Source organism: Confluentibacter flavum (assembly GCF_002843175.1).
Lineage (GTDB): Bacteria > Bacteroidota > Bacteroidia > Flavobacteriales > Flavobacteriaceae > Confluentibacter > Confluentibacter flavum.
Genome location: NZ_PJEO01000057.1, coordinates 1 through 23030, shown reverse-complemented (window position 1 = coordinate 23030; position 23030 = coordinate 1). Strand labels below are relative to the sequence as shown.

Genomic DNA, 23030 nt, shown 5'->3' with positions numbered 1-23030 from the left:
ATTAAAGCCTTAAATTGCACTGATGAATATGATTAGATTTATCTTATAAAGATTTAAACGACGATTGATTAATATGTTTGCCCATGAAAAAATATTTATACCTACTCTTATTTTTACCGACTCTAGCGTTTAGCCAAACGACAAAAGATAGCATAGCAAAACTTCTCAGTAGGAAGCAATATATAGAAGCGGAGTATGCCGCATTTAATTATCTTAAAGTCAATCCGCAAGATATGCAGGTGAAGGAATTGCTTGGTGATTCTTATGGCTATCAAAAAAAGTGGAATGAAGCGATTTCAGTTTATAAACAGCTTGTAGATTTTAAAAAGAATAATGCCGAATACCAATATAAATACGGTGGTGCTATGGGTATGAAAGCTTTGGCTGTTAATAAGATTGAGGCATTAGGGATGGTAAGCGATATTAGAGAAGCCTTTTTAAAAGCTGCTGAATTAGACCCTAAACATACCAATACTCGTTGGGCGTTGGTGGAATTTTATATGCAAATACCTGGACTTATAGGAGGTAGTCAAGACAAGGCACTTAAGTATGCTGATGAACTTTATAACTTATCTAAAGTTGATGGCTATTTGGCAAAAGGCTATATTTATGAAACTGATAATGAACCAAATTTGGCTGAAAAATATTATAAATTGGCCATTAAGGAAGGTGGCTCATTATGGTGTTACGATAAATTAACAACGTTCTACGAAAAGCAAAAGCAACCAGAAAAAGCTCTTAATAATCTAGAGGAAGCCAAAAGTAAACACAAGCGTAATGCACTTCACTATCAAATAGGTAAGGTGGCTGCGGAATATAATATTGAATTACATAAAGGAGAACAATGTTTAATCACCTATATTGAGAACTATTCTCCTAATGATGGTGTTCCAAAAGCATGGGCATACTACCGTTTGGCACAAATTTATTTGCTTAAAAAGGATAAGAGAGAAGCTTTGAAACACATTGATTTAGCTATTTCTGAATATCCTAAAATGAAACCCTTCAACGAAGAGAAACAGAAAATTTTGAAGATGTAATAAAGGGTGTTTCTCTTGTCGATAGTTATCGTGAGGGCATGAGTAATCGCTAACGCACTTCAGTTTTTAGCTAAAATTCCTTGGTTTTCAACAAAAAAACATTCGTGTATTAATGGCAAAAAAAGTATATTTGAGTCATTCAAAATAGATACATGAACGTACATTTTATAGCTATTGGCGGTTCAGCCATGCATAATTTAGCCTTAGCATTACACAATAAAGGATATCAAGTTACAGGAAGCGACGACGAGATTTTTGAACCTTCAAAATCCAGATTACAAGCAAAAGGGTTGTTACCAGAAACCTATGGTTGGTATCCAGAGAAAATCAATTCAAATTTAGATGCTATTGTTTTAGGGATGCACGCCAAGGCCGATAACCTCGAGTTGTTAAAAGCTCAGGAATTAGGTTTGAAAATTTACAGCTATCCAGAATTTTTATACGAACAATCCAAAAACAAAACCCGTGTGGTTATTGGCGGAAGCCATGGTAAAACCACAATTACATCTATGATTCTTCACGTGATGCATTATCATGATAAAGATGTGGATTATATGGTGGGCGCCCAATTGGAAGGGTTTGATGTGATGGTGAAACTAACGGAAGAAAACGATTTTATGGTCCTAGAAGGTGATGAATATTTAAGTTCACCAATTGACAGACGGCCAAAATTTCATTTGTACAAACCCAATATAGCTTTGTTGAGCGGTATTGCTTGGGATCATATTAATGTATTCCCAACGTATGATAATTATGTGGAACAGTTTCGCATTTTTGTAGATTCCATAGTAAATGGTGGCAGTATAACCTATAATGAAGAAGATCTAGAAGTAAAGCGTGTTGTCGAAGCTAGTGTGAATGCCATTCGGAAATTACCATATAAAACTCCGAACTATACCGTGGAAAACGGACAAACACTTTTAGAAACTCCAGAAGGCCCTTTGCCGATTGAGGTTTTTGGAAAGCATAATTTGAATAATCTGGCTGGAGCCAAATGGATTTGTCAGCATATGGGCATTGATGAAGATGATTTTTATGAAGCCATTGCCACCTTTAAAGGAGCTAGTAAACGTCTGGAAAAAATCGCCGAAAGTAAAACAAGTGTTGCTTATAAAGATTTTGCCCACTCACCTAGTAAAGTAGAAGCCACTACCAAAGCCGTAAAAGAACAATACAATAATAGAATTCTGGTGGCATGTTTGGAATTGCATACCTATAGCAGTTTAAATGCCGAATTTTTGAAAGAATATAAAGGCGCTTTAGATGCTGCCGATGTTGCGGTGGTGTTTTATTCACCCCATGCCGTTGAAATTAAAAAGCTTAAGGAAGTCACCCACGAACAAATAGCCAACGCTTTTGAACGTGACGATTTAATTATTTACACCAATCCAGACGATTTTAAACAATTTTTATTCTCGCAAGATTTTAATAATAAAGCCTTGTTATTAATGAGTTCTGGTAATTATGGCGGACTCAATTTTGATGAGGTAAAAACTTTATTTGAATAGTTTTGTCATTGACTTCGTCGAATCTTCGATTTCCTGTGAAATCGGAGATTCACGAATACCTATTCTAAAATAAGAATCAATGAGTAAGGCAGAAATCTATTTTATCATTAGATTGTAACTTTTAATAATGGGTTTATACTCATACTTTAAGTGCAATATATAATGAAATTAACAAGACGTTTTTATGATTCTTCAGTAAATTTTAGGAGTATTCCTAATGAGCGTCTTGTTTTAAGCCTTGCTATTGGTTTAGCTTCAGCATTTACCATTTATGCTTTTTTTTATGTTTTGAGAGAGTCCTTTAGAATAGTGTCTTTTGGATTTGGTATTTTTCCAAATATTCTAAGTGAATCAGATAGGAGTTTTTACAATCTGTTTTTTGCAGGTTTATCCCTGATTTTTGCAAACTCAATAGCTCTTAATTTAATTATAAGTAAACCCCAAAATATATTATCGAGGGTTAATCCTAAAAGAAGAAGAATACTAAATGAACAGATCTTTTTAAATTTCAATTTTTCTTATTGGTTTGCTAAAATAGGTTTGGTTTTTGGAGTTTTTTCAATGTGCGGTATGGATTTTGATTTTTTGCCATACTTTATGCCTTTTTCTTTATTATTATTAGTTGTACTCTATTTAGAGTCCTGGAAAACATTAAGTATGGTTTTTAAAAAGAATCGATTTAAGTTTCAATTGCTTCATTTTCTAGTTTTTCTATTACTTACGTTTTGCTTAAGTAGATTAAACATTATTAATTATAAAGCTATAGATGAATTATCATTAAAGTATAATCCAATAATAGATTTACCATATTCAAATTTCTCCAATGATGAATGGAGAGAATTTAGTTATGAAATAGGTTTTAAGCTTAAAATGGGTGAGAATAACGATTTAGAGATTTTCACTGATGATAAGAAAAAAATTAATTTTAATGATTTTGTAAATTATGTCTCAAAAGAAAGGGCATCTTTAAGAGAAGAATTAATGTCATTTTTAACAGTACGCATTTCTGCGGATAGGGATATAAATCTTAAATATGTGAAAATGCTTGAGGCAGAATTATATATGTTAAATATAAATAGAGTTGTTTACAATGTTCATAATGATGATTTATTATCTGCTAGATATGAAATCAAGGGGATAAGTAAAAAAATCACTAAATCTGTCTTAGATTATAAAGTTAATTTAGAGATTCCCTATCCTCCAAGACCACCAGTTGAACCGGAAAATATTTCATTTATTGATACCTTAAAAATTTCTTTCAATGATCAAATTAAAATAAATGGATTAGTTATTCCAAATAATAAGTTAGTAGGATACTTTAAAAATCACATTAGCAAAAAAACACTTTTTTTATACTTTTTTGAAACAGACACCAATTATCAAGACTATATAACTGTTTTAGCTTCTCATTTTATGGCGGCTAGTGAATTAAGGAAACATGAACAAACCATTTTTAGAGACTATGAATGGAAATATGATAAGTTATATAGAGATGAGCAATATAAATTAGTAGAAAAGTACCCAATGATTATTTTGGAAAAACTCAATTAAAACACTTAAAGAACTTTTACCTAACTTTTAAAATAAAGTTTTTCTTTTAAATGAGTTCTGTAAATTATTGCGGACTAAATTTTGACGAGGTAAAAACCCTAATTGAATAGTTTTGTCATTGACTTCGTTGAATCTTCGATTTCCTCCGGAGGCAGGAATCTATTTTTTAACTAAAGAATGATTAATCTATTCCTTAATTTTATTTAAGGTTTGTGACCCTCCGTAGGTAATTAAATCAAGACCTTCAACGATATTATTAGCTTCCTTAAAATGAATATTAAAGAATTGGAATGTTGCATAAAAATGTGTTTCTGAATTTGCTAAAAGCGGGATACTATTACCATGAGCATATAATTTCAACTCATTATTTTCATTTTTTATTTCCGCTTTACCGTCACCCAATTGATATGTTCCAACATATTTATTCAAAATAGCGTCACTTAATTTTAATTGGTTTCTTTCAAAAACATATTGTAAACCTCTTGAATAGGTTTCACTTTTTGTTCCTGAATGACCTGTGTTTTCTAATACTTTAGAATGTAACCTAACATTTTTATACTGCCTGCTCTTCATCTTATTAGCAAATGCTTCAAAATTAGATTTACCACTTTCCACATCGCCAACGGTCATATAAACACTAATAGGTTTAGCAGATTGTTTTTCGGAAAACACTTTTTCAAAACCACTTAAAATACCATTATCCCCACCCAAAGCAGGGCTTGCGGCGAGGTAACCCGTAAACATATCAGTATGTGTGAACAATGCGTATAAAGTTAGCAGCCCTCCCAAAGAACAGCCCATTAGGATTCGATTGTTATCAGCTTTGTAATTACTTTCAATAAAAGGGAATAATTCTGTTTTCATAAAATCTAAAAACAAATCGGCACCACCAATGGCGTTGGTTGGTATGTAATCTCTTGCTCGAAGCATGTCTGGATTCGGATTTTCTCCACCCCAAGTAACCCCTACAATGATGGCTTCTGGAACAAAACCATCATAATATTGTTCACCATATATGGCGGTTACCAAGGAAAAATCCCATTGAGAATCCATTAAATAAATAACAGGGTATTTTTTGGTGCTATTTTCATAACTAGAAGGCAACACAATATGTAGTTCATATTCTTGCCCAGAAACAATATTAGACGTTAGTTTTCTTATTTGAGAACCAGAAATGGTTACTTCTGGGTATTGTTGTGCATTTAGTGTGAAAGCACTAATTAAAAACAGGAGGGTTACAAATTTTTTCATTATTAGTTTAGGCTGTTATTAGTAATCTGAATATTCAGTTGGAGTAAAGAATATAATATCTGCTTTCGAAACATTGTTTTTGTATTCGGTCTTAGCACTTAATACTTTCCATTCTGGAGAGGAAAAGAATGCTTTCCATAGTTCGTCGCGACTAGCTTGATTAGAGAATGTCGTCATATACATAAGGTTGGGCATTTTATCCCCAGAAATAACTTCTCCATAAAAAACGGCATTAAAGTTAAGGCTGTCAAATAGTTTAATTTCACCACCTTTATTGAACATCTCAATTTTGTTTTTTAGAATAGCTTCTGTAGAGGCCTCATAGCTTCTCAATTCGTAAACCCGTTCATCTCTTGGACCGGTCAACGGTGTTGGAGTTACATGAGGATGCTCAGAGAACGCTTGTAATAATGTGGATTCTATACGTAAATAAGGCTTTTTATTAAAAGGTGCGTTTAAATAATTAGCTCCAGCGGTTAAATAATGGTTGTCTTTTAATAACTGGTTATCCAAACCTGCGAATTGTTCCAATGATGTAAACGGAATTAAAACCATCACTTTCTTTATGGAATCAGAATCTATCGTCTTGGGTTTAAAAACGCCGACAGATTTTATTCCGATTCTTTTTAAAGCAGGCAAATAAGCATCTTTTAGAAAGTTTTCGGTAGTTTCCATTTGTTGCTCGGTGTTCATCAAATAGGTTTTTATTTGATAAATGTCCCTATGTTGTGCATAAAGTTGACTGCTTAATAGAATTAATGGAATAAAAAGAAGGAGTGCTGTTTTTTTCATATTTGGGTTTAGTTGGTTTAATTATATGAGGTGAATATAATATTATATTTAGATTTATTTGAGCTTCTCCTTAAAAAATGCAATCGTTCTACTCCAAGCCAAATTGGCAGCCTCTTTGTCAAATCGTGGCGTTGAGTTATTATGAAATCCGTGGTTTACATTTGGGTAAAAATGCACGGTATATTCAATGTTATTTTCTTTTAGGACTTTCTCATACGCTCGCCAACCTTCATTAACTCTGGTATCTAGCTCCGCATATTGTAACAATAATGGTGCTTTAATTTGAGCTGCTTCTTCGGCTGTTGGCTGTCCACCATAAAAAGGTACGGCCGCTTTAAGGGTGGGTACTTTTACTGCCATCATATTGGCAATCCAACCACCAAAACAAAAGCCCACCACACCAATATTACCATCACAGTTTTCATGGTTTTTAAATAATCAAAAGCAGCGATAAAATCCTCCAGCATCTCATTTCTATCGCGTTTACTTTGCATCGTTCTTCCTTCGTCATCATTACCAGGGTATCCTCCCAAAGGGGATAAGGCATCAGGAGCTAAAGAGATAAAACCATCTAAAGCTGCACGTCTTCCAACATCCTCTATGTATGGGTTTAATCCTCTATTTTCATGCACTACAACAATGCCAGGCAATTTGCCTTTTGTGGCATCAGGTTTGGATAAAAGACCTTTAATGGCGCCACCTCCTTTAGGGGATTGATATGTAATATAACCGGAATCTAAGTTGGGGTCGTCTGGTTTTACCATCAAATTATCAAGGTAATTTGGTGTTATAAAGCTTAATAGTGAAGTTACTGTTAAACCACCAATGGCATACAGTGATAGTTTTTCAACAAATTGACGACGGTCAATTTTATTATGGGCATAATCATCATACAAGTCAAAAACCTCTTGACTAATATCTTCTTTTTTTAATGGTTGCATATTTAATAGTATTTGTAAAATTTCAGTTTGCGATTGCTCTTTATAAAAATACAATATTTATATTTATACCTATGCAAGAAAAACCAACTTCGTTTTCCATAAAGAATTGGAGCCAAGACGATCAACCAAGAGAAAAACTACTTTACAAAGGTAAAGCCACATTAAGTGATGCAGAGTTGTTGGCGATTTTAATAGGCTCTGGTAACAGGGAGGAAAGTGCTGTAGCTTTATGCAAACGTATATTCGCAAGTGTCAATAATAATTTAAGTGAGCTAGGAAAATTATCGATCGCACAATTAATGGAGTTTAAAGGCATAGGGGAAGCTAAGGCCATAACTATTGTAGCGGCTTTAGAATTGGGAAGGCGAAGAAGAGGCGAGGAGGCTTTGGAAAAGAAAAAAATAAGCTCTAGCAATTCAGCTTTTGAGTTGATGCAGCCCATTATTGGCGAATTAGAACATGAAGAATTCTGGATTATTTTTTTAAACAACTCAAACAAAGTGATCCATAAAAAGCAACTTAGCAAAGGAGGCATAACTGGTACCTTGGTTGATGTGCGTTTAGTTCTTAAAAACGCTTTGGAAGTGGGCGCAACAGGATTGATATTAGCGCACAATCATCCATCTGGCACATTAAAGCCTAGCGAAGCTGATAAACAAATAACAAATAAATTGAAAACCGCATCTGATAGTTTGGATATTAAGGTTTTGGACCATTTAATTATCACCGAAAAAGCATACTTTAGTTTTGCTGATGAAAGCTTGCTTTAAGTAATTTACGGAAACAAAAATAAATGCAAATGCCTTATTAAGACATAAGTTGATTACTTTTGATACTTAGATTTTAATATTTAATGCTACTAGTATACACACATAAAATAACACCTCGAGTAAAATATATTTTTAAACATATTTGCACAAGGGTTCTTGGTATAGATGTTTCTTTTACAACAACTATTGAAGAATTTATTGCACACGAAAGTTTAAAAATGTCCTACACCAAACAACCATTGGGTACTGAATTTTTTATAAAAAGTCACGATATTTTATTTGAACAAGGTTTATCGGATATAGATTTTCATGTGCATAATTGGGGCTCAACAAAGGGCTTTTTTTCTAATGGAGAAAAAGGTGCGCTACCATTTGATATTTTTGCTTCATCATTTTATTTATTATCCAGATACGAAGAGTATTTGCCACATGTGAAAGACGAGTACGGTCGGTTTTTAGCAACCGAGAGCGTTGCCTATAAATATGGTTTTTTGCACCAACCCATTGTAGACATTTGGTCATATAAATTTAAGGACGCTTTACAGAATTTTTTCCCAAAATTTCAATTCCCCATTAAAGCATATAGTATAAGGCCCATTATAGATGTTCCCTCAGCATATCTTTATAGATTAAAAGGGATTATGCGAACTGTTGGTGGTATTTTTAAGGATGTATTTCAGTTTAATTTTAAGGGACTGTACACTAGGTTTATGGTGCTTTTCGGATTAAAGCACGATCCATTTGACACATTTAAATACATTATAAATAAACAAAAACAAACCAAGCATAAATTTTTATTCTTTTTTTTAATTGGTGCTTATTCCACCTATGATAAAGGCATTAGCGTTAATAAAAAGAAATTTGTTTCACTAATTAAACAAGTGGCAGATTATTGTAAAGTAGGTTTGAAAACATCCTTTTTTTCAACTGAGGATATTTCCATTTTAAAGAAAGAAAAACTGCAAATGGAAGCTATTATAAATACAGCTCTAGTTGCTACCCGGCAATCTTTTTCAAAACTCAATTTGCCAGAATCATATAGAAATCTTATAGATTTAGAAATACAGGAAGATTACACCATGGGGTATGTAAACCACATTGGTTTTAGGGCAGGATCTTGCACGCCTTTTTTGTTTTACGATTTAGATTATGAGGTACAGACACCGTTAAAAGTGTATTCATACCATTTAATGGACTACTCTCTTTTAAAAACCCAATCACTTTTAGATAAAAAGATAGTATTGAATGATATTATTTCTGAAATAAAAAAAGTAAATGGCGAGTTTGTTCCTGTATTTCATAATTATACATTTAGTGATATAGATACTTGGAAAGGATTTAAGGAATTGTTTAATATTATTTTAGATTCCGCCTATGAAGATTAAAGGTATTACCGATGTGTTTTTTGATTTGGATCATACACTATGGGATTTTGATAAAAATTCGGCTTTAACTTTTGATAAAATATTTAAAATCAATCAGATAGAAATTAATTTGAATGATTTTTTGGTTCATTATAAAGCCATTAATTTACAATACTGGAAACTTTATAGAGATGAAAAAATAGACAAAGACGTATTGCGCTTCGGAAGGTTAAACGATACGTTTTCAGTATTAAATCATACAGTTGAAAAGGAGATTATTCAAAAACTATCAACAGATTACATAACCTATCTTACAGATAACAATTATTTATATGACGATGCCATTACCATTTTAGAATATTTGCATAAAAACTATAATCTCCATATTTTATCCAATGGTTTTGAAGAAGTTCAATCTAAAAAATTAACAAAGTCTAACATATTACATTACTTTAAAACAATTACCAACGGTGAAGATATTGGTGTGAAAAAACCCAATCCGCAAATTTTTCATTATGCTATTGAAAAGGCAAACACAAACATAGCAAATAGTATTATGATTGGCGATGGTTATGAAGCCGATATTTTAGGAGCTTTAAATATAGGGATGGATGTTATTTTTTTTGATGAATTCCAAAAGCCTGTGGAGTCTAATATAAAGAAGATCAATAATTTAATAGAGATAAAAAAGTATTTATAATCAATTCTTAATAAAATTTTTAATTTCGCAAAACATAAATACTATACAAAGTGTATATTTACAAATTAGCATATAACTATATATTTAATAAAAATGAAAACTAAATTTTTATCGTTGCTTGTTGTCTTTTTCTTGGTGGCAAATGCATTTTCCCAGTCAAATTTAAACAACTACAAGTATATTATTATTCCTGAAAAGTATGAGTTTTTAAAAGAAAATGATCAATTTCAATTAAATTCATTAACAGAATTTTTATTCAATAAATATGGTTTTCAAGCTTTTATGGAAGGAGAAAATTACCCCGATGATTTAAATGCAAATAGATGTTTAGCATTAACTACAGATGTTATAAAGGATTCAAGCATGTTTAAAACAAAATTGCAAATAGAATTAAAAAATTGCAATGGCTTAACTGTTTATACAACAAAAGTTGGTGAGAGTAGGGAAAAGGATTTTAATAAGGCCTATGCCGAAGCATTGAGAAATGCTTTTAAAGAATTAGAAACCAAAAACTATAAGTATGTTCCGATTAACAATGGTTCGGAAGTTATTGTAAAAGAAACAAAAAATCAAACAGAGGTCGTTAAAGAGATTGCAAAATTAAAAGCCGAAATAGAAAACCTTAAACAAGATAAAGAAACTCAAGTTGTTATAACAGAGGAGCCTAAAGAAAGTGTTCCCATGGTTGAGGTTCCAAAAGAAGACATCTTAAAAGTTATATCTGCAAGTGAAAATGTATCTGGTGTTTTATATGCTCAGGCCATAGAGAATGGTTTTCAGCTCGTTGATAGTTCTCCAAAAGTGGTTTATAAAATAAAGAATACGTCGTTAGAAAATGTTTTTATGGTAGAAGGAAAAAATGCCACTTTATACAAAAAAGAAAACAATTGGATTATGGAGTATTATGAAAACAATGTTTTAAAACAAGAAGTCCTGAACATTAAATTTTAATAATACGTTTAGTTGTTTGTCGTTTAGCTGTTAAGTAGTGAAAAAATAAAATTTTGCACACCCAATACCCAACACCCACACCTAATACCTAATACCCATACTTTCCTTTCCAACGTTGTTTTAAAAAGTCACGATGGGCATTTTCCCTTGAGTTATTTCCAGGGTCATATAATTTGGTGTTTTTTATCTCATCTGGCAGAAACTCCTGATTGGCAAAATTATTCTCATAATTATGGGCGTACTGATAATTTTCTCCATAACCTAATTCTTTCATTAATTTGGTCGGGGCATTTCTAATTTCCAATGGAACAGATAAATCACCCGTTTCTTTAACCAGTTGTTGTGCTTTCCCAATAGCAACATATGCCGCATTGCTTTTTGGTGAACAGGCCAAATAGGTAGCACATTGGCTTAATATAATTCTAGACTCTGGATACCCAATAATGGAAACGGCTTGAAACGTATTGTTGGCAATAACTAATGCTGTTGGATTCGCGTTTCCAATATCTTCACTCGCCAGGATTAGGAGTCTTCTGGCAATAAATTTTACATCCTCACCACCTTCAACCATACGAGCCAACCAATAAACAGCGCCATTCGGGTCGCTGCCACGAATGGATTTTATAAATGCCGAAATAATATCATAATGTTGCTCACCAGTTTTATCGTATCTCACCGTATTGTTTTGAACTTTTTCCAAGACCAATGCGTCAGTAATTACAATACTATCGGATTCTTCCGAATTCACTATCAATTCAAAAATATTCAATAGTTTTCTGGCATCGCCACCAGAAAGTCTTAAAAGCGAGGAGGTTTCTTTAAGGTTTATGTTTTTTTTAGACAAATAGTCATCATGTTTAATAGCACGCTTTAAAAGTGTCTCTAAATCGTTTTTTTCAAAAGCATTTAATATATATACTTGGCAACGCGATAAAAGTGCAGGAATCACTTCGAAACTTGGGTTTTCTGTGGTGGCTCCAATTAATGTTATCCAACCTTTTTCAACAGCTTGCAATAATGAATCTTGTTGCGATTTGCTAAATCTATGGATTTCATCAATAAATAAAATAGGGTTTTTGGTAGTAAACAAACCGCCACTTTGTTTGGCTTTATCAATAACATCCCGAATATCCTTTACACCAGAATTTATGGCGCTTAATGTATAAAATGGCCTGCCAGATTCAGTGGCAATAATATTGGCAAGCGTTGTTTTCCCCGTTCCTGGTGGTCCCCAAAATATCATGGACGGAATTAAACCTTGTTTAATGTGCTGTGTTAATGCACCATGTTTGCCAACTAAGTGCGTTTGGCTCACATAATCATCTAAAGTTTTAGGTCTTAAACGTTCAGCTAAAGGTTCATTCATAGTGTAAAGTTAAAATAATTCCTGCGAAAATCGGATTCTTCTTAATTGAAGTTTTTTAATAGAGCCAAAACCTTAAACCCAAAACCCAGAACCCAGAAACTTGAACTTTTTAATGCCATTTTAGCATCAACTCAAAATTTGGTTAACTATTTGTTATCTTTAAATTTATGAAACAACATGAACATTTTAATTTTTCAACAGGAGTCGTAGCTTATCCGTTACTTTTTTTGCTGTTTATATGGATGGTATTTTGGTTTGAAGTGCGTTTTGGTTTTAATTTCTCAAATTACGGTATTTATCCACAGACTTTAAAAGGATTAAGAGGTATTGTTTTAGGGCCGTTTGTGCATGGAGACATTCAACATATTTACCATAATAGTATTCCGTTGTTTGTTTTGTCGATGGCGTTGTTTTATTTCTATAGACCTATAGCTTGGAAAGTTATTGTATTCGGTATTCTTATGTCTGGTTTTTTCACTTGGAGCATTGGGAGGCCATCTTATCACATTGGTGCCAGTGGATTGATATATGTATTGGTGAGCTTTACTTTTTTTAAAGGAGTTTTTTCAAAATATTATCGCTTGGTAGCCCTGTCTTTATTGGTTGTTTTTCTTTACGGAAGTATGATTTGGTATACATTACCCATTGAAGAAGGAGTTTCCTGGGAAGGACATTTATCAGGTCTTGTTACCGGTTTTTTATTTGCTATGTTTTTTAGAAGTAAGATTGTTAAACCGAAAAAATATGCTTGGGAGCAAGATGGTTACAATGAAGCAGATGACCCTTTTTTAAAACATTTTGATAAAGACGGAAATTTTATAGAACACATTCCTCCAGAAATAGAGCAGGAGCAACCTGCTGTAAACTATACGTTCAAAGAAAATAAGGAATAATGTTCATTTCTGGAAAAAGTCTGGGATTCTAACCATCCAAGAAGTCTAATAATCTAACCAAGTCTTTGCCTAACCGCTTCATATAAAAAAGCCCCACAAGCCACAGAAACGTTTAAAGATTCTATCTCACCTAACAATGGCAGTTTGGCCTTTGCATCTACAATTTTTAAAATGGAAGGGTTGATGCCTCTATCTTCCGAACCCATAATAATGGCGCAAGGTTCTTTAAATGATATATCGTATAATGTGCTCTCCGTTTTTTCTGTAGCAGCAACAACTTTAATGCCGGACGCCTGCATATAATAAACAGCATCTTTAATATGGTCGACTTTGCAAATAGGAATTTTAAAAACAGCACCGGCACTTGTTTTAATAGTATCGCCATTTACGGGAGCGCCACCTTTTTTTTGAATAATGATTCCATTTACACCAGTACATTCAGCAGTACGGATAATAGCTCCAAAATTACGGACATCACTCAATTGGTCCAATAATAAAAATAAGGGTGTTTTGCCAGATTCCAAGACAGTCATCATTAACTCTTCCAAATCATGAAATTCAATAGGTGATATGTGTGCAACAACGCCTTGGTGATTCCCTTTTGTAAGTCTGTTTAATTTTTCAACTGGAACATACGATGAGTTTATGGAGTGTTGTCTTAAAACGGCTTCTAATTCACCAAATAAATCACCTTTCAATCCTTTTTGAAGAAATACTTTATCTATGGTTTCTCCCGCATTCACGGCCTCAATAACAGCGCGTATTCCAAAAATTTGTGTTTGTTCTTGCATGGGGTAAAGGTATAAAAAAAGAGGTCGCCAATGCAACCTCTTTATCATGTTATAAATTAATGTTTTTTAATTGGTGTCAAATACATTAGATTGTGTGGCACCAAAGCTTCCACCATCAGAAACTTTTACAACACCTCCAATTGTTAGCGTGTATGAACCTAAATTTGTACCATCAAACATGCCATCGCCATATTGATCAGTTACAACTAATGTATAATCTCTACCTGAACATAATTGAATGCTTTCACTTGCAGAAGCACGGCCAGCGTAAGTGCCAATAGGTTTAGAAGCTACGATGCCTCCTAAAGCATCAGTTATTCGCCAACCAGTTTCTTCAGAGTAGAAATCAAATACAAAAGCTAAGGTAGCTGTAACTTCAGAACAGTTTTGACTATAATTAACTTCAGTAGCAGCACCTACAAAAGTATCTGCATCAGCTGCGAATTCAATTAGGATATTGTTTATACCAATGCCCAAATCTACATCAGATAAGTTTACAGCTAAAGAGCCTTCATTAGTTCCTCCCGGAATGGTAACGTTTGAAGGTACAAGGAAAGAACCTGCTGCTGCATTTGTTCCATCTACCGAAATATTAAATGTTCTATCAGAGGAAACAATATTACCTGTATATACTGGGATAACAACAGTTGCTGAACCTCCAGGATCTATACCTACTGTATATTCTGTATCACCAAAGGAGATGTATTCTATTTCTGAAATAGCAATTGTAGAATCATTTTCACATCCTGTCATTACTATGAGTGAAAGGAATAACATTAAAATAGTTTTTATTGTTGTTTTCATAATTATTTGTTTAATATGCAATTAGCATGTTATTTTAATATAATTTTTTGATTATGTATTGAATTTTTATTTTTTATTTTTAAAAAATAAACACCTCTAGAAAATTGTTTTGTATTAAAAGCATATTCTAAATTAGAACCATCAGTATTAATTTTTTCTTGAAAAACGTTTCGCCCATTATTGTCAAACAGTGATATTTCATATAAACCAGAAACTGAGTTAATTTGTATATTGATATAATCGTTAGCAGGATTTGGCCATATAATGACTTTTTTAAATTTTAATTCTGGATTACTTAAGGTTAAATCTGCTCCAGTTATGATTAGAGAAAATGCTTGAGCACCATTTACCAAAGTTCCTTTATGGGTTACTGTTAGAGTATATTGACCTGTTGCAGGAACATTGATATCTATTCTTTCAATGTTATCGACATTATTGTCTCCTTTAATGGCAGGCCCGGTGACATTTGTATTATCTAACTTCCAAGGAGTAAATGTAGTAGCATTTGAATCTTCCAATCTTAAATCTAAATCGTTAACTAATCTGGGCGTAAGCACATTATTTGGACTTGATGAACTAGTGCCTGCAGGATCTGTCCAGCAAATAGTAGCTTTTAATTTGCTCGAACCAGATGCAGCGAAATTATAAGTGTAGTTATCACCATTAGATAATGTTAGCTCTCTAATAATCGCAAAACCATCCGAAGCATCTTTTATTGTATTGGCAGCATCCTCAGCATTCAATAAGCCCCAACCAAAAATAGGGTCAGGTCCCACTTTAGAATTGTCATCAAGTGCCGTATGGCATACTAGGCCCTTAGCAGTGGCAGCTCTCATATAATTTGAATTAAGCCTATTATAATATTCTTGTAATAAAATTAACGTGCCAGCTACATTTGGTGATGCCATTGATGTACCGGAAAATGTTGAATATTGTGAATCTGAAGAAGATATTGAAGAATATACATTTGTGCCATCAGCGGCAATATCTGGCTTAATTCTAAAATCATCTGTTGGGCCTTGACTACTGCCAGAATTAATAGGAAAATTAATGAGTTCCCCAGATACTGAAACAAATGGATTTACATTAGCGACAACCAAATTATTTTTAGAAGTTTTATTTCCTGTAAGTTTATCATACCCTGTAGCTAAACCACCAGTGTAAGTTTTGTTACCCTCGTTACCAGCAGAGTTTACGGCCAGATAATAAGGAGCGGCAAATGCTACTTCATCCCAAATTCTTGCATCTGATGTGTAAGCACCGATATCTGCAGATGATACTTGTTGAGAGTCACTGTCATTAAATATAGGGACTCCATAAGAATGATTAGATATTAATAAGCCATTAGAAGCTTCGGTTAGAGCCTCTTGGTCATCCAAAAGCCAATCAAATGATCTTAAAGTTGCTTTTGGTGCCATTCCTTTAGCGTCACTATCCGCTCCTTTTCCTATTAGTGTGCCTGCAACATGTGTAGCATGATCACTTATTGGGCCAAAAAAGGGACCTAAAAACTCAGGATACACAACTCGTGACTCAGGAATTGTCTGATCATCTTTAAATTCGTCATGAGTACCACGTACACTTTCTTCATCCCATACACCTATATTCATTCCAGAACCATCTAAATTTAAACCTAAGCTACCTCCTGTTTGTAATTTATCTGTTTTAGTAGCCCTAGCACTATTGACGTTATGTGTTGTTCTATATACAGGACGACCATCAACGATATCGTATATGCTATATGTTTTACCACCAGATTTCAAACTTTTACTAAATAATTGATTGTTATTTAAAAAATCAGCAATTTTACGCTCTCTTTCTAAAAAAGCATCACTTAAGTCTTTCTTTAATTTATTGATATATGCTAAATCATATGTTTCAGATATTCTATTTCTCTCGGCTTCTGTTTGGGCGACGAGAGCGAAGTTGATTATGCAAAGCAAAAAGACCAAAAGTATTTTTTTTCCCATTTTTGAAACAAAGATTATCAATCATGTAATAGTTCTTTCTAGAGCTATTACATGATTGGTTCCACTATCAAATAACATTAATTATTAATACTACTATCTATATTTGGGTTTGCATCAATTTCTTTCTGAGGTATTTTCAAGAAGAAAAGCTCGCTATCCGCAGGTACGTTTTTAACGATTCGGTGGGTAGCATCTCGAATGATTGCTTTGCTGTATCTTTTGGCATCAAACCACTCAACTCCAATTTCTCCATAAAGCTCTTTTCTTCTTTCTAATAAAATTTCATCAAGAAGAGCTGGCCCTGTATTTGTGGACATGACAGCGTTTGGATCTCTTTCTTGCTGCAAAGCAAAAAGCAAATTTTTAGCATTTGTTTGATTTATATAATATTGCGCTTCAGCATCAATTAATACCATTTCAGATTTTCTCATTATGGGCAAATCAGCATCAAATGTAAATGCGAATTTGGTGGTAATAAATTCTCTGTAAGGCGTTGTTGAATTATAAATATCAAAAAATAGTTTTCTAACATCAGTATCAGAGAACGTTTCAACAAAAAATTTATTAACATAGGTTGCTTGATACGATAATGTTAAGTGGTCTGTCATAACATGAGGGGCGGCATAGTAAAAATTTGATTCAACATTATCTTGGTACATACCCCAAATCCACTCATCATCTTCTTGATTGTTAAAACCAGTCCCCCAATTGGTAGAGATTACTGCCGTTGCGGCATTACCTCCGTAGGCTGCTTTTGCAGCTGTAGAAGCTAATTCCCAATCATCTTGTGTGACTAACAAAACATTAGCCAAAATACCATTGGCAACTGCTTTGTTGATATAACTTTTCCCAAGTCTTGTATCTGGTAAATCTATAATAGCAGATTTTAAATCTTCTAAAATCAAATTATATACATCGCTTAGGGGGCTAGTAGGGTTGCCTTCAGAATCCCCTGTGGCAGGTTCAGTGTAAATAGGAAGTCTAGAAATACTTCTATCATTGTTATAATTAGGTGCAAATTCAAGTGCCAGCTGGAAGTAATGAAATGCTCTAAGTGTTTTTCCTACAGCGATAAACTCTTTCTTGGAGGTTTCATCCAAACCGCTTTCTTGTACGCCTTTAATCAAAACATTTGCTAGATTAATATTTTCGTAGTTGTAATCCCAATTAAATATGGTACGTCTATAATTAGGTTCTCTGTTGTCGTTATCATAATCAAATTGATACCAGCTAGCTGCTTGTATTATATCATTGCCCTTTACGGTACGAGCAAAGAATAGTGCGTAAAGACCCCCTGTGTCCACAGTTGTATATTGAGATCTAAAATTTCTTAAAATCCCTGTTATGTATGACTCTACAATTGCTCTATCAGAGAATACCACATCTGAGGTAATTCCATCAGTGGCTTTAGGTTCTTCTAAAAATTCTTTGGAACAACTAGTGGTTAAAACTATAGCCGCTAGAAGTAGAAGACATGTATTCTTCAAACTTAAATTAATTTTATTTTTCATCTTTTCTTTTTTTAAAATTGTAAAATAGCACCAGTAGTTATGGTTCTAGATAATGGAGATCTATTAGAGGTTAAACCATTAAATGCCTGTTCTGGATCAATTCCTTTATGAGATTGGAAGGTTAGTATGTTATCTGCTTGGACAAATAATCTTACACTTGAAAACCCCATTTTACTTGTTGCTAATTCAGGGATGTTGTAACCAAAAGTTAAACTTTTTAATCTTACATAATCATTATCAAACAAAAATCTAGTTGATCTCGACGCATGGTCATTGTTGTCTGTAAGTAGTAAAGGATAATCCGTAATATCTCCAGGTTGTTGCCATCTGTTTTTTGTATCAACATGTGTAGGAGTTCCAGCATATTGCCCTTGGTTTATTAATCCAGAATAATCCGTATCTAATAAAGTTCCTCCAAAGCTAAAGTTGGCAAGAATATTTAAATCAAATTGTTTATACCGAATATAATTAGAAAAACCACCTATAAGCTTAGGTAATGAAGATCCTTGTTGGTAACGAGTGGCTTCGCTGTATTCCTTTGTAACTTCTCTGCCAATTACTTCGCCATCTGTGTCTAAAACATCTTTATACCACATACCGTAACCGTCAGCAGGATCAACACCGGCCCATTCTTCAATGTAAAAATCAAACAAAGAGTTGCCTACTTTCCATAATTTAGATCCGTTTAAAAATTCATCAGTAGTTAATTCAGTAATTTCGTTTTTATCCATAGAAAAGTTAAGACCTGTGTTCCAAGTAAAATCATCATTATTTACATTTCTTGAATTAAGAGAAAACTCCCAGCCGTAATTTTTTACAGCACCCACGTTAGTTGTTATAGTACTAACACCAGTAGATGATGGTAAGGGTTTATCGTAAATTAAGTCTACGGATTCTTTAGAGTAATAATCCACAGTTCCTGAAAGTACACCATTAAATAATTCAAAGTCAACACCTATATTAGACGATGCTGTTTTTTCCCAGCTAATGTTAGGATCAGCAATACCAGATAACAAAATTCCTGTATTGCCTTCATTATTCCACCCCAACCCAAATAATGGTTGATAAGGGAAAAAACCAATACCTCTATTATTTCCTAGTTCTCCATAAGAACCTCTAAACTTTAAATAAGTTAACACATCATTATTTTCCAAAAACGATTCATTGGAAACAACCCAAGATGCTCCTACAGAGAAGAAATTACCCCATCTAACATCAGTGGCAAATCTCGTTGAACCATCACGTCTAAACGAACCCTCTAAATAATATTTTTGGTCAAAATTATAAGCTAATCTGGCTAAATAACTATTCAGTCTTTCAGAAATTAAATTACCTGAAACATCTTCAGGATTGGTTCGCCCATCCATAACTTCAACATTTGGCAAAAATCCTGTTCCTTGCGCCGCTAAATCATCTTGTTCGAATGTGTAAGCTTCTGTAATTAGGTCTAAAGAAAAATTATGCTTGTCAAAGTTTTTCACATAATTTAATGACTGTATGGCATTTAAGGTTGTTGTAATATTTCTTTCTTGCGAAACCCTACCGCCAATACTGGATGCAAAACTAAACAGATCATCATCAAAACTATAAGAGTCAAACAAATAGTTTTCGTAGCTTATATTAGTTCTAAAGGTTAATCCTTCAAAAATTTTGAATTCAGCAAACGCATTTCCCAAATAATTAGATCTTTTTCTTTTTTCCTTTCCTAAATTAATACTAGCAAGAATATTTTCACCACCTCTTTGAGGTCTCGTGCTGTTTACTGATTGGCCTGGAATAAAACCATTACCCAAGTCGTAGAAATTATTTCCCGAAATATCTGTTAATAATTGTCCATTAGCACCCCTTGCATAAACTGGATAAGCATTAGCAACACCATAAATCCAAGAAATGACTTGAGTCGTACTACCGCTGGTTTGATCTGGGTTTCCTGAATTGGATCTAGAAAAACTAGTGTTAAAACCCAATTTAATATAGTCATTTATTTGGGACTCTATATTTAAACGTGCAGATATTCTTTCAAAATCTGATTTTATAACTGGGCCTTCTTCGTTTAAGTAATCAAACGACATAAAATAAGTGGTTTTGTCATCTCCACCTGATAAATTTACGTTATGGTTCACCCTTAAAGCATCCCTTCTAATAACTTCTTCTTCCCAATTGGTATCCCAAAGTTTTGGACTTGTTGTTAAATTTCCATTTGCATCAACAGGATTGGCAACATTATAAGGATTGTATCCAAAACGATCAACAAGACTATTGGACGCATTTAAAGCAGCATTAGCTGCACTTTGCCCAAGACCATATTGATTGCTATTTTTTAATGCCTCCCAGGTATATTTAAACAAGTCATCTGTGCTAGCCAAATCATGTAGCCCTACAGTTGGGTTAGATAAGCCTATTTGCGTTCTAACAGTTACTCTTGGAGCTGAATTTTTTTTACCTTTTTTTGTTGTAATTAAGATGACACCATTGGCACCTCTAGATCCATACAAAGAAGTTGAAGATGCATCTTTGAGAACTGAAATAGACTCTATTTGATCTTGGCTTATGGTGTTTAAATTTCCATTAAAAGCAGCACCATCTAATACTATTAATGGTGATTGATCTGCATTTATACTTCCAAAACCCCTGATACGAATTTCAGGATTAGTTCCAGGTTGTCCACCAGCAGTGATAAGGTTAACACCAGGTACTGCTCCTTGAAGAGCCCTTAAGGGTGATGTAACTTGTTGGTTTTCTATGACATCACTGCTAACGATACCCACAGAACCTACGATGGATTGCCTTGTTTGTGTACCGTAGGCAACAACAACAACCTCTTCAAGAGAAGTCGCGTCTTCCGACATGGTTACATTAATTGTATTGGAAGCCCCTATAACAACTTCTCCGGTAACATAACCAACAAAACTAAAAACCAAAGTAGCTCCTTGGGTAGCTCTGATTGAATAAATACCATCGAAATCTGAGGAAGTACCTGTTGAGGTTCCTTTTACTATAACGGTTGCTCCAGGAAGCGGTAAACCACTCTCATCAATAATTGTTCCCGAGACCGTTTTTTCTTGTGCGAACGTTAGTTGCACGACAAACGCTAGTAATAGCGTTAAAATTCCACTAAACTTTGTTTTCATTTTATAAATATTTGAATTAGTCAGGCCAAAAATCTTAAATAAAAGTTAATAAACCTATAAATTGGAGTTAAAATTTCAATGTTTTTTTAAAATCACTGAGAATTCAATAATGCTTTTTACACAAAATGTAGCTGCAAAACTTAAGTGAATTTTAGAGTTGGATAAGTTAAATCTCAAGTTTTCTCTTCACATTGGCGTAACGAAGTTTTAAAATTCTGAATCTGTTAGTATTCCAAAACCATATTCATATCTATTGAGATGTAGATACAATAACTTTAAAACCTGATACTTAACTATTGAATCGAGATTTTGATGTATTCCAGTATTTAAATCGGAATTATTAAATCCACCATTGCAATGGTTCTAATATTTTGACATTTACATCAGTGTCTTGTCCTGAAATAGCGATACACAAAAAGTATCCTTATGGAAAACCACCAAGAAAACCGCTATGTAAAGCGTACACAGAAAGACTACACAATGTCTTTTAAACTACAAGTAGTTCAGGAAATTGAACATGGCAAGTTGTCAACTCATGAAGCTTGCCGCAAATATGGGATCCAGGCACGTTCAACAATAGTTGAATGGTTAAGAAAATTTGGTAGCTTTGATTGGGAAAACAAAACGCCCTCCAATATGCCAAAATCCCCTGAACAAAAAATAATGGAACTGGAAGCAAAGGTCAAGCTACTTGAAAAGCAAAAAGCATTTTTAGAACAGCAAGCTTTCGTTGCCGATAAGAAGGCCATCATATTCGATATGATGATTGATATTGCCGAAAAAGAATATCAAATTGACATCCGAAAAAACTCGTCACCCGAACAATCGACCATTTTAAAGAACAAGAAAAACAAACAGTAATGTTTGCCTGTACTTTGTTCGGGGTAGACAGACAGGTTTATTATCGAAGTATAAAACGTCGCATTATCAAGCAGGACAAGGCAGCATTGGTTGTGAAAATGGTTTTAGAAATCAGAACACAAATGCCAAGGTTAGGAGCCAAAAAGTTGTACTATTTACTAAATCAAGATTTAAAAACATTGAAAATAGGAAGGGATAAATTTATTGATATACTAAGGGCCAACCACTTATTGATCGTTCCAAAGCGTTCGTACCACATAACCACAAACTCACACCATCGCTTTAGAAAGTACAAAAACCAACTACTGGATTTACAAATAACCAGGCCAGAACAGGTTTGGGTGTCGGACATCACTTATATCGGAAAACGAGAGAAACCTTGTTATTTAAGTTTGATAACTGATGCTTATTCAAAGAAAATAGTGGGCTATAATGTGTCTGATAATTTAAATACAGAAAGCAGTTTGGTAGCTTTGAAACTAGCTGTTAAGCAGAGAGGAAACACGGGATTACCGTTGATACACCATTCTGACAGAGGATTGCAATATTGCGCCAATGAATATCAAAAAGAACTCAGTAAGCACAAAATAAACCCAAGTATGACCCAAAACTCTGATCCCTACGAAAATGCTGTGGCAGAAAGAATAAACGGCATCTTAAAGCAGGAATTCAATATTGACAAATACAACAAAGACTTACCAATTATGAAGCAAATAATTAAAGAAACAGTAGCGATTTATAATGAAAAAAGACCGCATTTATCAAATCATATGCTGACTCCAAATCTAATGCACCAGCAAAACAAACTTAAAATGAAAACCTATAAAACTAAATA

18 protein-coding genes and 1 pseudogene are annotated in these 23030 nt (G+C 33.6%); 10 read left to right on the top strand and 9 right to left on the bottom strand.

The features are described 5' to 3' along the window. Window positions 1–83: 83 nt before the first annotated feature. The 3 genes from CSW08_RS17730 (at window position 84) to CSW08_RS17720 (ending at window position 4099) form a co-directional block, all read left to right on the top strand. Window positions 84–1040 carry a tetratricopeptide repeat protein gene (locus tag CSW08_RS17730; protein ID WP_106661260.1) on the top strand — a complete coding sequence of 319 codons (957 nt, stop codon included), beginning with the start codon at window positions 84–86 and terminating at the stop codon, window positions 1038–1040. 152 nt (window positions 1041–1192) lie between these two features. After that, window positions 1193–2548, top strand: a complete 1356-nt coding sequence (locus CSW08_RS17725; protein WP_106661259.1) for a UDP-N-acetylmuramate--L-alanine ligase — start codon at window positions 1193–1195, stop codon at window positions 2546–2548. Between the two features lie 162 nt (window positions 2549–2710). Continuing rightward, a complete protein-coding gene (locus CSW08_RS17720) occupies window positions 2711–4099 on the top strand; it encodes a hypothetical protein (RefSeq protein ID WP_106661258.1) in 1389 nt (462 codons plus the stop codon). Between the two features lie 186 nt (window positions 4100–4285). Here the strand turns inward: CSW08_RS17720 and CSW08_RS17715 are convergent, their stop codons facing one another. The 3 genes and pseudogenes from CSW08_RS17715 to CSW08_RS17705 form a co-directional block, all read right to left on the bottom strand. After that, a complete protein-coding gene (locus tag CSW08_RS17715; RefSeq protein WP_106661257.1) occupies window positions 4286–5350 on the bottom strand; it encodes an alpha/beta hydrolase in 1065 nt (354 codons plus the stop codon). A gap of 18 nt (window positions 5351–5368) precedes the next feature. After that, on the bottom strand, window positions 5369–6142 hold the full coding sequence (locus tag CSW08_RS17710; protein WP_106661256.1) for an NIPSNAP family protein: 774 nt from the start codon (window positions 6140–6142) through the stop codon (window positions 5369–5371). A 54-nt stretch (window positions 6143–6196) separates the two neighbouring features. After that, window positions 6197–7083: pseudogene (locus tag CSW08_RS17705) on the bottom strand (dienelactone hydrolase family protein). 71 nt (window positions 7084–7154) lie between these two features. On the opposite strand from CSW08_RS17705, the gene radC reads away from it, so the two are divergent. The 4 genes from radC (at window position 7155) to CSW08_RS17685 (ending at window position 10868) form a co-directional block, all read left to right on the top strand. Beyond that, entirely contained in the window at window positions 7155–7853 is a 699-nt protein-coding gene (gene radC, locus CSW08_RS17700; RefSeq protein WP_106661313.1) for a RadC family protein, read from the top strand. An 83-nt stretch (window positions 7854–7936) separates the two neighbouring features. Beyond that, window positions 7937–9238: a polysaccharide deacetylase family protein gene (locus tag CSW08_RS17695; RefSeq protein ID WP_106661255.1), complete on the top strand. Its 1302-nt coding sequence runs from the start codon at window positions 7937–7939 to the stop codon at window positions 9236–9238. Then, complete coding sequence (locus tag CSW08_RS17690) at window positions 9228–9917, top strand: YjjG family noncanonical pyrimidine nucleotidase (RefSeq protein WP_106661254.1); 690 nt, start codon at window positions 9228–9230, stop codon at window positions 9915–9917. Before CSW08_RS17695 ends, CSW08_RS17690 begins: the two co-directional genes overlap by 11 nt. 93 nt (window positions 9918–10010) lie before the next feature. Next, window positions 10011–10868, top strand: a complete 858-nt coding sequence (locus tag CSW08_RS17685) for a hypothetical protein (RefSeq protein ID WP_106661253.1) — start codon at window positions 10011–10013, stop codon at window positions 10866–10868. Between the two features lie 88 nt (window positions 10869–10956). Here CSW08_RS17685 and CSW08_RS17680 read toward each other — a convergent pair whose 3' ends face one another. Continuing rightward, on the bottom strand, window positions 10957–12234 hold the full coding sequence (locus CSW08_RS17680) for a replication-associated recombination protein A (protein WP_106661252.1): 1278 nt from the start codon (window positions 12232–12234) through the stop codon (window positions 10957–10959). A gap of 167 nt (window positions 12235–12401) precedes the next feature. Between CSW08_RS17680 and CSW08_RS17675 the strand changes: the two genes are divergently transcribed. Then, a complete protein-coding gene (locus CSW08_RS17675; protein WP_106661251.1) occupies window positions 12402–13127 on the top strand; it encodes a rhomboid family intramembrane serine protease in 726 nt (241 codons plus the stop codon). A gap of 53 nt (window positions 13128–13180) precedes the next feature. Here the strand turns inward: CSW08_RS17675 and rlmB are convergent, their stop codons facing one another. The 5 genes from rlmB to CSW08_RS17650 form a co-directional block, all read right to left on the bottom strand. Next, window positions 13181–13918: a 23S rRNA (guanosine(2251)-2'-O)-methyltransferase RlmB gene (gene rlmB, locus CSW08_RS17670; RefSeq protein WP_106661250.1), complete on the bottom strand. Its 738-nt coding sequence runs from the start codon at window positions 13916–13918 to the stop codon at window positions 13181–13183. Between the two features lie 66 nt (window positions 13919–13984). Continuing rightward, window positions 13985–14722 (bottom strand): hypothetical protein, encoded by a 738-nt coding sequence (locus CSW08_RS17665; protein WP_157831532.1) that lies wholly within the window; start codon window positions 14720–14722, stop codon window positions 13985–13987. A 29-nt stretch (window positions 14723–14751) separates the two neighbouring features. Next, window positions 14752–16692, bottom strand: a complete 1941-nt coding sequence (locus tag CSW08_RS17660; protein WP_106661248.1) for a S8 family serine peptidase — start codon at window positions 16690–16692, stop codon at window positions 14752–14754. 77 nt (window positions 16693–16769) lie between these two features. After that, entirely contained in the window at window positions 16770–18203 is a 1434-nt protein-coding gene (locus CSW08_RS17655) for a RagB/SusD family nutrient uptake outer membrane protein (protein WP_106661247.1), read from the bottom strand. A gap of 11 nt (window positions 18204–18214) precedes the next feature. After that, a complete protein-coding gene (locus CSW08_RS17650) occupies window positions 18215–21334 on the bottom strand; it encodes a SusC/RagA family TonB-linked outer membrane protein (RefSeq protein WP_106661246.1) in 3120 nt (1039 codons plus the stop codon). 426 nt (window positions 21335–21760) lie between these two features. Between CSW08_RS17650 and CSW08_RS18320 the strand changes: the two genes are divergently transcribed. Both CSW08_RS18320 and CSW08_RS17645 read left to right on the top strand, forming a co-directional pair. Continuing rightward, a complete protein-coding gene (locus CSW08_RS18320; RefSeq protein ID WP_203226826.1) occupies window positions 21761–22195 on the top strand; it encodes a transposase in 435 nt (144 codons plus the stop codon). Continuing rightward, on the top strand, window positions 22195–23030 hold an 836-nt coding region (locus tag CSW08_RS17645; RefSeq protein ID WP_203226825.1), incomplete at its 3' end, for an IS3 family transposase. The genes CSW08_RS18320 and CSW08_RS17645, both read left to right, overlap by 1 nt.

Excerpts from the sequence above, each read along its gene's own strand:
- CSW08_RS17715 (WP_106661257.1), bottom strand. The coding sequence starts at position 5,350 with ATGAAAAAATTTGTAACCCTCCTGTTTTTAATTAGTGCTTTCACACTA.
- CSW08_RS17710 (WP_106661256.1), bottom strand. The coding sequence starts at position 6,142 with ATGAAAAAAACAGCACTCCTTCTTTTTATTCCATTAATTCTATTAAGC.
- CSW08_RS17685 (WP_106661253.1), top strand. The coding sequence starts at position 10,011 with ATGAAAACTAAATTTTTATCGTTGCTTGTTGTCTTTTTCTTGGTGGCA.
- radC (WP_106661313.1), top strand. The coding sequence starts at position 7,155 with ATGCAAGAAAAACCAACTTCGTTTTCCATAAAGAATTGGAGCCAAGAC.
- CSW08_RS18320 (WP_203226826.1), top strand. The coding sequence starts at position 21,761 with ATGGAAAACCACCAAGAAAACCGCTATGTAAAGCGTACACAGAAAGAC.
- CSW08_RS17665 (WP_157831532.1), bottom strand. The coding sequence starts at position 14,722 with ATGAAAACAACAATAAAAACTATTTTAATGTTATTCCTTTCACTCATA.
- CSW08_RS17730 (WP_106661260.1), top strand. The coding sequence starts at position 84 with ATGAAAAAATATTTATACCTACTCTTATTTTTACCGACTCTAGCGTTT.
- rlmB (WP_106661250.1), bottom strand. The coding sequence starts at position 13,918 with ATGCAAGAACAAACACAAATTTTTGGAATACGCGCTGTTATTGAGGCC.
- CSW08_RS17690 (WP_106661254.1), top strand. The coding sequence starts at position 9,228 with ATGAAGATTAAAGGTATTACCGATGTGTTTTTTGATTTGGATCATACA.
- CSW08_RS17660 (WP_106661248.1), bottom strand. The coding sequence starts at position 16,692 with ATGGGAAAAAAAATACTTTTGGTCTTTTTGCTTTGCATAATCAACTTC.
- CSW08_RS17720 (WP_106661258.1), top strand. The coding sequence starts at position 2,711 with ATGAAATTAACAAGACGTTTTTATGATTCTTCAGTAAATTTTAGGAGT.
- CSW08_RS17695 (WP_106661255.1), top strand. The coding sequence starts at position 7,937 with ATGCTACTAGTATACACACATAAAATAACACCTCGAGTAAAATATATT.
- CSW08_RS17680 (WP_106661252.1), bottom strand. The coding sequence starts at position 12,234 with ATGAATGAACCTTTAGCTGAACGTTTAAGACCTAAAACTTTAGATGAT.
- CSW08_RS17655 (WP_106661247.1), bottom strand. The coding sequence starts at position 18,203 with ATGAAAAATAAAATTAATTTAAGTTTGAAGAATACATGTCTTCTACTT.
- CSW08_RS17650 (WP_106661246.1), bottom strand. The coding sequence starts at position 21,334 with ATGAAAACAAAGTTTAGTGGAATTTTAACGCTATTACTAGCGTTTGTC.
- CSW08_RS17725 (WP_106661259.1), top strand. The coding sequence starts at position 1,193 with ATGAACGTACATTTTATAGCTATTGGCGGTTCAGCCATGCATAATTTA.
- CSW08_RS17675 (WP_106661251.1), top strand. The coding sequence starts at position 12,402 with ATGAAACAACATGAACATTTTAATTTTTCAACAGGAGTCGTAGCTTAT.